The organism is Dongia sp. agr-C8, assembly GCF_054658695.1.
Genome location: NZ_BAAGHZ010000004.1, coordinates 832998 through 842466 on the forward strand (window position 1 = coordinate 832998; position 9469 = coordinate 842466).

Here is a 9469-nt window from a genome sequence, read left to right on the forward strand (position 1 = left end):
TAACGAGAATAGTACCTGACGGCGCCGCGAGACGCCGAAATGGACCGGCGGGGAGAGGGACAGATGGCCTTCGACGAGGTCGAGGAGCGCTATCGCGCGCCGGCTCTGGACAAGGGCCTCGATATTCTCGAATTGCTGGCGGAAACCGAGGAAGGACTCTCGCAAGCCGAGATCGCCAAGGCGCTCAACCGCTCGCCCAACGAGATCTACCGCATGCTCGACCGGCTGGTGCGGCGCGGCTACATTGCGCGCACCACGACCGACCGCTATGAACTCACCCTGAAGCTCTTCGCCCTCGCCCATCGCCATGCGCCGATGCGGCGCCTGGTCAGCCAGGCGATGCCGGTGCTGCGCGACTTCGCGCGCGCCGCGGGCCAGGCCTGCCATATCGCCGTCTATGACCGCGGCGAGGTGATCGTGGTGGCGCAGGTGGACTCGCCCAGCTACTGGGGCATCGCGGTGCGGGTCGGCGCCCGGGTCGGGCTGTTCGACACCGGCTCGGGCCATATCCTGCTGGCCTATGCCACGCCGGGCGAGCGCAAGCTGATGGCCGAGGAGCACGAGATGCTGCCGCTCGAGACCCGGCCCGCCGATCTCGAGGCTCGCCTCGCCGACATCGTCAAGCGCGGCTACGAGCAGATGGAAAGCCGGCAGACGCCGAGCGTGGTCAACCTCGCGGTGCCGATCCTGGGGCCGCATGGCAGCATCATCGCCGCCATGACCTGCCCCTATGTGCAGCGCCTCGACGGCAACTCGCCCGATCAGCATTCGGTGCTGAAACACCTGATCGCCAGCGGTGCCGCCATCTCCGCCAATGCCGGCGGCGCCGAGCAGTAGGACGCTGATGCCCACCCCGATCATCGACACGCATCTGCATCTCGTCTACCGCGATCGTTTCTCCTACCCCTGGCTCGCCGATGTGCCGCCGCTCAATCGCGATTTCACGCTTGAGACCTATCGGCCGCAGGCGGAAGCGGCGGGCATCAGCCAGTCGATCCATATGGAGGTCGACGTCGCCGAGGCCGATCAGCTGCTTGAAACCGACTTCGTCACTGCTCTCGGCGGATCCGTGGTCGCCGCGGTTTCATCCTGCCGGCCGGAGAATCTGGATTTCCCCGCGCAGTTGGAAAAACTTGCGCAGAACCCCAAGGTCAAAGGCTTGCGCCGCATCCTGCACACCTCGCCGGATGAACTGAGCCAGGCGCCGCTCTTCACCGAGAACCTGAAGCGCCTCGCCGCGCACCGGCTGAGCTTCGACCTCTGCGTGCTGGCGCGGCAGCTGCCGCAAGCTTCGCGCATAGCCCGCGCCTGCCCCGAAGTGCAGTTCATCCTCGACCATTGCGGCGTGCCCGCGGTGAAGGACCGTACCCTCGATCCCTGGCGCGCGGACATCAAAGCGCTTGCCGCCTTGCCGAACGTCGCCGCGAAGATTTCCGGCGTGGTCGCCTATGCCGATCCGAACTGGACCGTCGATGACCTGCGTCCCTTCGTCGAGCACGTGATCGAGAGCTTCGGCTGGGACCGCGTGGTCTGGGGCAGCGACTGGCCGGTCTGCACCCTGACCGCCGACCTCGGGCGCTGGGTCGACGCGACCCGCGCGATCATCGCCGGCGAGAGCGAGAGCCATCAGGCGAAGCTGCTCGATGGCAATGCACGCCGCATCTATCGTCTCAACTGAGGGGTTCTCGATGAAACGCATGGGCTTCGTCCTCGGCATCAAGGCCGACCAGATCGCCGAGTACAAACGCATCCACGCCGCAGTCTGGCCCGAGGTGCTGGCCACGATCGCCCGCTGCAACATCAGGAACTACACGATCTTCCTCAAGGAGCCGGAGAACCTGCTGTTCGCCTATTTCGAATACCACGGCACCGACTTCAAAGCGGACATGGCGAAGATGGCCGCCGACCCGAAGACTCAGGAATGGTGGGGCATTTGTGAGCCGATGCAGCTGCCGCTGGAGACCCGCAAGCCCGGCGAATGGTGGGCCGAGATGGAGGACGTCTTCCACACCGACTGAGGCGGTCGGGTTCGGCTTTCGGCTTGCCTAATGTTTCATTCATGAATATATGATTTAAATAAGAAACTGCGGCTCTCCAGCCGCCTTGGGAGGACTTCGTGGGCGCACCGCCTGTCTCGAACCTGCGCCAGGCCTGGCCGCGGCCGAGCCGGCCGCGCCCGGTCGTCATCATCGGCGCCGGCGGCATCGTCAACGACGCCCATCTGCCCGCCTATCGGCTGGCCGAGTTCCCGGTCGCCGGCGTCTTCGACATCGACCGCGGCCGCGCCGATGCCCTCGCGGCAAAATGGGGGCTGAAGGTGTTCGGCAGTCTCGCGGAAGCCGCCGCAGTGAGGGGTGCGGTGTTCGACCTGGCGACACCGCCGGCCGCGCATCTCGAGATCCTCGGCGCTCTGCCCGAAGGATCGGCGGCGCTCATCCAGAAACCCATGGGTCGCGATCTCGATGAAGCCACGCGCATCCTGAAGCTGGCACGCGACCGCAGGCTCACCGCCGCGGTCAATTTCCAGCTCCGCTTCGCGCCGATGATGCTGGCCCTGGCCGATGCGCTGGAGCGCGGCCTGCTGGGGCGCCTGATCGATGTCGAGATCCACCTAAACATCCTCACCCCCTGGCATCTCTTTCCCTTCCTGAAGGGCCTGCCGCGGATCGAGATCGCGGTGCATTCGATCCACTATTTCGATTTCATCCGCGCGCTGCTCGGTAACCCGACCGGCGTCTATGCCCGGACCATGGGCCATCCCCTCTCCGACATGGCGCAGACCCGCACCTCGGCGATCCTCGACTTCGGAAAGGACGTGCGTTGCACGCTCTCCATCAACCACGACCATGATTTCGGCCGGCGCTTCCAGGATTCCACCTTCCGCTTCGAGGGCGACCGCGGCGTCGCGGTGGTGAAGATGGGCATCCTGCTGAACTACCCCGAGGGCGAGCCGGACGAGCTCTGGATCGCCGAGAAGGGCAAGGACTGGCAACAGATCCCGCTGCAGGGCGGCTGGTTCCCGCACGCCTTCGTCGGCAAGATGTCGAACCTGCAGCGCTTCGCCGCCGGCGAGGATCCGAAGCTCATCTCTTCCGTCGAAGATGCCTGGCACACCATGGCACTGGTCGAGGCCTGCTTCACCTCCAGCGCCGCGCCAGCCACGCCGGTGCCGACGCAACCGAAAGCTTGACTATGACTTACGATCCGCCGCTCGCCGGCCTGGTCGTCCTCGACCTCAGCCAGTTCCTGTCCGGGCCCTATGCCGCGCTGCGGCTGATGGATCTCGGCGCCCGGGTGATCAAGGTCGAGCGGCCCGACGGCGGCGACCTCTGCCGCCGCCTCTATTTGAGCGACACCGAGATCGGCGGGGATTCGACCCTGTTCCATGCCATCAACCGCAACAAGGAAAGCCTCGCCCTCGATCTCAAGCAGCCGGAGGACCTCGCCGCGCTGAAGCAGCTCATCGCCAGGGCCGATGTCCTGATCCAGAACTTCCGTCCCGGCGTGATCGACCGCCTCGGCCTCGACTATGCGCAGGTCGAGAAGCTCAACCCGCGCATCGTCTATGCCAGCATCACCGGCTATGGCGAGCATGGACCTTGGGTCGACCGGCCGGGTCAGGACCTGCTGGCCCAGGCGCGGTCCGGCGTGATGTGGCTGACCGGCGACGAGGATCAAGGGCCGGTGCCGATGGGCCTCGCCGTCGCCGACATGCTGGCCGGCGCCGATATCGCCCAGGGCATCCTCGCCGCCCTGGTGCGCCGCGGCGTCACCGGCCGGGGCGCCCATGTGCAGACCAGCCTGCTGGAAGCGCTGGTCGATCTCCAGTTCGAGGTGCTGACCACCCATCTCAACGATGGCGGCCGCCTGCCGAAGCGCGCCAACTTCCGCAGCGCGCACGCCTATCTCTCCGCGCCCTACGGCGTCTATGCGGCAAGCGACGGCCATATCGCCATCGCCATGACCCCGATCTCCAAGCTGATGGAGCTGATGCGCATCGCCGAGCTGGCGCCCTATGCCGGCGATCCGCAGAGCTGGTTCACCGAACGCGACGCGATCAAGCGGATCATCGCGCAGCGCGTCGCCCAGCACGGCGTCGAGCACTGGCTGGCAATCCTGGAGCCGGCCGACATCTGGTGCGCCAAGGTCCTGGACTGGCACGAGCTGCTGCAGAGCGAAGGCTTCCGCGCGCTCGACATGCTGCAGACCGTGGAGCGCGAGGACGGCGTCCGGATCCGCACCACCCGCTCGCCGCTGAGCATCGACGGCGCGCGGCCGCCGGTCTCGCGCGCGGCCCCTCGGATCGGCGAGCATAATGCCAGGATCCGCGCCGAGTTCGAGCTCTGATCAATGCCGATTACGCTGAAAGGCATGACCTGGAGCCACCCGCGCGGCTATGACCCGATGGTCGCCTGCGCGAAACTCTGGCAGGCGCGGACCGGTATTGCTGTCACCTGGGACCAGCGCTCGCTGCAGGATTTCGAATCCTTCCCGGTCGACACCCTGGCGCGGGAATACGACCTCATCGTCATCGACCATCCCCATGTCGGCCAGATCACCGCGGAAAACTGCCTCGCCCCGCTCGACCTCCCCGGCCGCGAAGCCGAATGCGCCGCGCTGAGCCAAGGCAGCCTCGGCCAGTCCTATCCGAGCTATCACTGGCAAGGCCGGCAATGGGCCCTGCCGATCGATGCCGCCGCCCAGGTCCAGGCCTGGCGACCGGATCGGCTATCGGCGCCGCTCAAGACCTGGGCCGAGGTGCTCGATCTCGGCGGTCAAGGCCGGGTGGCGCTGCCCTTGCGGCCGCCGCATGGGCTGATGTCCTTCTTCACCCTGGCCGCAAATCTCGGCCAGGCTTGCGCGGTCACCGGCCCGGAGCTCATAGCCGTCAAGGACGGCGTCGAAGTCTACGATCACCTCGCGATGCTCGCGGCCCATGTCGATCCGATCTGCTTCGATCAGGACCCGATCGCCGTCTACGAGCAGATGTCGCAGCCGGATTCGCAGATCGCCTGCGTGCCGCTGATCTATGGCTACGTCTCTTATACCCGTGCGGGCTTCCGCCCGGCGCGCATCGCCTTCGCGGATATCCCGGCGGCGGGAAGCAGCGGCCCGATCGGCTCGGCGCTGGGCGGCACCGGCATCGCGGTCTCGGCGCGTTCAAACCAACGCGAGGCCGCGATCGGCTTCGCCTATTGGCTGGCCGGCGCCGCCGTGCAGAGCGGGCCTTATGCCGGCGCCGGCGGCCAGCCCGGCCATGCCGCCGCCTGGGCTTCGGCAGAAGTGAACGCGCCGGTGGACGGCTTCTACGCCAAGACCCGCGCCACGCTGGACGGCGCCTGGGTGCGGCCGCGCCACGACGGCTATATGCGGTTCCAGCAGCAGGCTTCCGAGCGCCTGGTCGCGGCGCTCAAGGCCCGCGGACCGGCGCCACGCGTCGTCGCCGATTTGAACGCCATGTTCGCCGCCAGTTTCAGCTAGGATCTCCAGCCATGCACACGCGCCCGCGGTTTTTCGAGGACTACCTGATCGGCGAGGAGCGGATCAGCCATGGCCGCACCATCACCGAGACCGACTTCGTGGTCCATGCCGGCCATAGCGGCGATTTCTTCCCGCATCACCTCGACGCCGAGTTCATGAAGACGACCGAGTTCGGCCAGCGCATCGCCCACGGCACCATGACCTTTGCGATCGGCATCGGCTTGACCGCGAGCGAGATCAACCCGCAGGCCTTCACCTACGGCTACGAGCGCCTCAGGTTTCCGAAGCCGGTCTTCATCGGCGACACGATCCACACCGCGCTGAAGGTGACCGGGAAGGAACCGGACCCCAAGCGCCCCGGCTTCGGCAAGATCGTCGAGACCATCCGGGTCCTGAACCAGCGCGGCGAGACCGTGCTGGCCTGCGACCACATCCTGTTGGCCCAAATGACTCCGATGGGATGAAGGGTGGGCGATCCGGACCGAATCTCAGCAGAATTGATCCAAGTCAACGCGACCGCGACACTGATCGCCGAAACTCACTGCTTTCGTGGATATTCTGGGGCTGAAATGGAGCCGACTTTCGTCACCGAATTGCAGGCTCCCGAGGCCGCAACCCTGAAGCGGCTGCAGGCCTATTGGGAGGGCAAGAAGGGTGACCGGCCGGCGCCGCCCAAGTCGGCAATCGACCCTGCGGAGCTCCGCGACCTGCTGCCGGATATCCTGCTGATCGACGTGGTCGGCGACCCGCCGCGCTTTCGCGCGCGCCTGTTCGGCAGCGCGCTGGTCGCCGCCTATGGCGAAGAGGTCACGGGCAAGTTCGGCGAGGAGGTCGATCTCGACGCCGTGCATGACGAACTCATGCGCTTCGTCGAGCGGGCCGCAGCGCAATGCAAGCCGCAATATCTGCGCACGGCCTTCACCAAGCGCGGCGGCCGGCATCTCCGCTACGAGCAGATCATCCTGCCGCTCAGCGATGACGGCCGGAAGACCAACATGCTGCTCTCCGCCTATTGGGTCGAAGCGGCTTATGGCTGACGCTGCTGCGCGCGTCAGAACCGCTGCGGGATTTCCTTGAAGCTGTAGTTGGATTCGCGGTAGTCGCCGCGCTTCTGGCGCTTCGGGAACTTGATCTTCTCCCGCTTCACGTCCTTGTAGGGGATGATGTTGAGCAGGTGGGAGATGATGTTGAGCCGCGCGCGGCGCTTGTTGTCGGAATGCGCGACATACCAGGGTGCCCAGGGGGTATCGCTGGCCTGGATCATGTCGTCGCGAGCGCGGGAGTAATCGTACCAGCGGCTGTACGACTTCATGTCCATCGGCGAGAGCTTCCAGATCTTGCGGCCGTCATCGACCCGGGCCTGCAGGCGCCGAGTCTGCTCTTCCTCGCTCACCTCCAGCCAGTATTTCACCAGGATGATTCCGGATTCGACGATCGCCTTCTCGACCGCCGGCACCACCTTGAGGAAACGCTTGGCCTGGTCCTCGGTGCAGAAGCCCATCACCCGCTCGACCCCGGCGCGGTTGTACCAGCTGCGATCGAAGATCACGACCTCGCCGCCCGCCGGCAGATGCGGCAGGTAGCGCTGGACGTACATCTGCGACTTCTCGCGCTCGGTCGGCGCCGGCAGGGCGACCACGCGGAAGACCCGGGGGCTGACCCGCTCGGTGATCGCCTTGATGGTGCCGCCCTTGCCCGCGCCGTCGCGCCCCTCGAAGAGGATGCATATCTTGGCGCCGGTGGCCTTCGCCCATTCCTGGACCTTCACCAGCTCGACATGCAGCTTGTAGAGCTCGGCTTCGTATTCCTTGCGCGTCGGCCCGTCGGCTTCCGGCTTCGTTTTCTTCGCGGCGGCCCTCTTGCCCCCGTCACCCTTCGCCATCGCGACCCTCTCGGCAGCGTTTGTTACGGTAATTGACGGCGGTCAGCCCCAGGTGAGATAGAGCCCGATGTTACCGGGCATGCCGCCGGGATAATCGAGCACCTGGGCGTTCAATTTGAAGCCGAGCGGCTTCAACTCGGCCATGTAGAACTCGTAGGCCTTCTTGGCGAAGCCTTCGAGCGATTCCGGCCAATCGGCTTCGAGGTTGTTGATCCGGCGTCCTTTGTCGTTGCAGTAGCTGGCCGGGAAGGTGATCGCCAGGACCTGGCGGTTGCCCTGCTCCGCGGCGCGGCGCACTGCTGCGTTCACCCGTTCCTTGGCCTCGGGATGGATGTCGCGCGACATGAAGATCTCGCGCAGGCCGGCCTGCTCGTCTTCGTCCTTGCGCGCCCGTTCCATGGCTTTCTTGGCCTTCGCCATGTCCTCGTCTTCGGAGATTTTCCTCAAGTCTTCCGGCCTCAGCAGAGCGGTCATGCGGGTTTCCCTTCGGTCCTTGCGTTCAAGTCGGCAGAGAGCGGGATGCGGGCGAGCGCCTCGCGCAGCTCCCGCTCGAGATCCCGGATCAGGGCGCGGTATTCAAGGATCTTCTCGAGATCCGTCGGATGATTCCTGAGCTCGAGCGACTTCAGCGTTTCGAGCGCCATGCCGAAATCCTCACAGATGGTCCGGAATGCATCGTTGCGCAGCGCCAGGCGCGGAATCTCCTCGGCCCGTTCCGGGAACAGCCGGCGGATTCTGGCGATATGCGGCACCAGCGATGACACGCGCGCGGTCCCTCCGATCTCCCTTGAGGCCATTCAAGGACGGCGGGGTGGCGGGTTCGAAGTACGTTACCGTAACAAGCGGGCAAACGCGGAAAACCGGTTTGGCTATTGGACCTTAGCCCATCGGGCCTTTTCAGGAGGCGGGGGCTATAGTTCGACACCGGAGATGCGGGAGACGCATCCTGGGCAGATTAGGGACTGGCCGCGATGGCCCGACAGTCACAGCACAGCGCGACTTCACCCCAGCCGCAGCCGACGGCAGCCGAGGTGCGCGCCCATCTCGAGCTGCTGCTGCACAGCGAGGCGCTCGCCATTTCCGAGCGCAACCGGCGCTTCCTCGCCTATATCGTCGAGGAGACGCTGGCGGGGCGCGGCGACCGGATCAAGGCCTACAATGTCGCCCTTACCGCCTTCGACCGGACCGACGATTTCGACCCACAGACCGACCCGATCGTGCGGATCGAGGCCAGCCGATTGCGGCGCGCGCTCGAGCATTACTACCTCACGGCGGGCAAGGCGGACGCGTTGCGCATCGAGATCCCGAAGGGATCCTATGTTGCCAGCTTCAGCTATGCCGAGCTCGAACCGGCGCCGACGTCCGACGGCGAGAAGCTGCTCATGGACGGCGCGACGGCGCAGCCGGTGACCCGGCGGCGCAGCCTGTCGATGCACAAGCCGCCGGTCTGGTGGATCGCATCGCTGGCGGCGCTGCTGCTGCTGGTCGCCGCCTGGCTGCTGCCCGTCATCCTGGATGGTGCGGTCGGCCGCGCCAAGGTCGCATTGGACGGTCCTTCGATTCTCATCCAGCCGTTCGAGACCGGCGCCGGCGATGCCCAAGCCTTCGTTGCGCGCGGCATCACAACCGAGCTGATCGGCCGGCTGTCGCCGCATCAAGCGATCTCGGTACTGGAGCAAGGCGCCGCGGCGCAGGAAGCGATCAAGCCGGACTTCGTTCTCTCCGGCTCCGCCACGACCGTCGGCGGCAAGATCTACATCTCCGCCGCCTTGGCGGAATCGCAGACCGGCCGTTATCTCTGGTCCTGGAACGTCGAGCGTGCGCTCAGCGCCGCGGATTTGATCGCCGTCGAAGCGGCAATCGCCGGCGAGATCGCCGACGGCATCAAGCCGGCGCTGCAGGCCGCCGCCGACTGATTCACGCGCGCAAAAGCAAAACGCCCCGGCATTTCAGCACGGGGCGTTTTGCTTGTGGGTAGATTGGTTGCGGGAGCAGGATTTGAACCTGCGACCTTCAGGTTATGAGCCTGACGAGCTACCGGGCTGCTCCATCCCGCGGTACCAGCGAGCCGGTGTGGCATTGTTGTGTCGGATGCTTATTGCATAG

Annotated in this window: 12 protein-coding genes and 1 tRNA gene; 9 read left to right on the top strand and 4 right to left on the bottom strand. The window is 65.9% G+C overall.

All coding sequences use genetic code 11. From position 1 onward, the window contains the following. The first annotated feature begins 63 nt into the window (after positions 1-63). The 8 genes from ACYQ4T_RS24250 (at position 64) to ACYQ4T_RS24285 (ending at position 6518) form a co-directional block, all read left to right on the top strand. Positions 64-837 carry an IclR family transcriptional regulator gene (locus ACYQ4T_RS24250; protein WP_459859184.1) on the top strand — a complete coding sequence of 258 codons (774 nt, stop codon included), beginning with the start codon at positions 64-66 and terminating at the stop codon, positions 835-837. Between the two features lie 7 nt (positions 838-844). After that, positions 845-1678 (top strand): amidohydrolase family protein, encoded by an 834-nt coding sequence (locus ACYQ4T_RS24255; protein ID WP_459859185.1) that lies wholly within the window; start codon positions 845-847, stop codon positions 1676-1678. 10 nt (positions 1679-1688) lie between these two features. Then, positions 1689-2018 (top strand): L-rhamnose mutarotase, encoded by a 330-nt coding sequence (locus ACYQ4T_RS24260; RefSeq protein ID WP_459859186.1) that lies wholly within the window; start codon positions 1689-1691, stop codon positions 2016-2018. 98 nt (positions 2019-2116) lie between these two features. Continuing rightward, positions 2117-3190 (top strand): Gfo/Idh/MocA family protein, encoded by a 1074-nt coding sequence (locus ACYQ4T_RS24265; RefSeq protein WP_459859187.1) that lies wholly within the window; start codon positions 2117-2119, stop codon positions 3188-3190. A 2-nt stretch (positions 3191-3192) separates the two neighbouring features. Continuing rightward, the gene (locus tag ACYQ4T_RS24270; protein WP_459859188.1) at positions 3193-4347 is read left to right on the top strand and encodes a CaiB/BaiF CoA transferase family protein; all 1155 of its coding nucleotides are present in this window, start codon (positions 3193-3195) and stop codon (positions 4345-4347) included. Positions 4348-4350: 3 nt separating this feature from the next. Next, entirely contained in the window at positions 4351-5481 is a 1131-nt protein-coding gene (locus ACYQ4T_RS24275; RefSeq protein WP_459859189.1) for an extracellular solute-binding protein, read from the top strand. A gap of 11 nt (positions 5482-5492) precedes the next feature. Next, positions 5493-5945, top strand: a complete 453-nt coding sequence (locus tag ACYQ4T_RS24280) for a MaoC/PaaZ C-terminal domain-containing protein (RefSeq protein ID WP_459859190.1) — start codon at positions 5493-5495, stop codon at positions 5943-5945. Positions 5946-6050: 105 nt separating this feature from the next. Next, positions 6051-6518 carry a PAS domain-containing protein gene (locus ACYQ4T_RS24285; RefSeq protein ID WP_459859191.1) on the top strand — a complete coding sequence of 156 codons (468 nt, stop codon included), beginning with the start codon at positions 6051-6053 and terminating at the stop codon, positions 6516-6518. 14 nt (positions 6519-6532) lie between these two features. Here the strand turns inward: ACYQ4T_RS24285 and ppk2 are convergent, their stop codons facing one another. Genes ppk2 through ACYQ4T_RS24300 form a run of 3 tightly spaced genes read right to left on the bottom strand, consistent with a single transcriptional unit; the run spans position 6533 to position 8127 of the window. After that, positions 6533-7363: a polyphosphate kinase 2 gene (gene ppk2, locus ACYQ4T_RS24290; RefSeq protein WP_459859192.1), complete on the bottom strand. Its 831-nt coding sequence runs from the start codon at positions 7361-7363 to the stop codon at positions 6533-6535. A gap of 42 nt (positions 7364-7405) precedes the next feature. Next, positions 7406-7837 (bottom strand): hypothetical protein, encoded by a 432-nt coding sequence (locus tag ACYQ4T_RS24295; RefSeq protein ID WP_459859193.1) that lies wholly within the window; start codon positions 7835-7837, stop codon positions 7406-7408. Beyond that, positions 7834-8127, bottom strand: coding sequence for a hypothetical protein (locus tag ACYQ4T_RS24300; RefSeq protein ID WP_459859194.1), 294 nt, complete (start codon positions 8125-8127; stop codon positions 7834-7836). Before ACYQ4T_RS24300 ends, ACYQ4T_RS24295 begins: the two co-directional genes overlap by 4 nt. Before the next feature lie 207 nt (positions 8128-8334). On the opposite strand from ACYQ4T_RS24300, the gene ACYQ4T_RS24305 reads away from it, so the two are divergent. After that, a complete protein-coding gene (locus tag ACYQ4T_RS24305; RefSeq protein ID WP_459859195.1) occupies positions 8335-9279 on the top strand; it encodes a hypothetical protein in 945 nt (314 codons plus the stop codon). Positions 9280-9343: 64 nt separating this feature from the next. Here the strand turns inward: ACYQ4T_RS24305 and ACYQ4T_RS24310 are convergent. Continuing rightward, a tRNA-Met gene (locus ACYQ4T_RS24310) sits at positions 9344-9420 on the bottom strand. Positions 9421-9469 lie beyond the last annotated feature (49 nt).

Excerpts from the sequence above, each read along its gene's own strand:
- ACYQ4T_RS24250 (WP_459859184.1), top strand. The coding sequence starts at position 64 with ATGGCCTTCGACGAGGTCGAGGAGCGCTATCGCGCGCCGGCTCTGGAC.
- ACYQ4T_RS24255 (WP_459859185.1), top strand. The coding sequence starts at position 845 with ATGCCCACCCCGATCATCGACACGCATCTGCATCTCGTCTACCGCGAT.
- ACYQ4T_RS24260 (WP_459859186.1), top strand. The coding sequence starts at position 1,689 with ATGAAACGCATGGGCTTCGTCCTCGGCATCAAGGCCGACCAGATCGCC.
- ACYQ4T_RS24270 (WP_459859188.1), top strand. The coding sequence starts at position 3,193 with ATGACTTACGATCCGCCGCTCGCCGGCCTGGTCGTCCTCGACCTCAGC.
- ACYQ4T_RS24275 (WP_459859189.1), top strand. The coding sequence starts at position 4,351 with ATGCCGATTACGCTGAAAGGCATGACCTGGAGCCACCCGCGCGGCTAT.
- ACYQ4T_RS24280 (WP_459859190.1), top strand. The coding sequence starts at position 5,493 with ATGCACACGCGCCCGCGGTTTTTCGAGGACTACCTGATCGGCGAGGAG.
- ACYQ4T_RS24285 (WP_459859191.1), top strand. The coding sequence starts at position 6,051 with ATGGAGCCGACTTTCGTCACCGAATTGCAGGCTCCCGAGGCCGCAACC.
- ppk2 (WP_459859192.1), bottom strand. The coding sequence starts at position 7,363 with ATGGCGAAGGGTGACGGGGGCAAGAGGGCCGCCGCGAAGAAAACGAAG.
- ACYQ4T_RS24295 (WP_459859193.1), bottom strand. The coding sequence starts at position 7,837 with ATGACCGCTCTGCTGAGGCCGGAAGACTTGAGGAAAATCTCCGAAGAC.
- ACYQ4T_RS24305 (WP_459859195.1), top strand. The coding sequence starts at position 8,335 with ATGGCCCGACAGTCACAGCACAGCGCGACTTCACCCCAGCCGCAGCCG.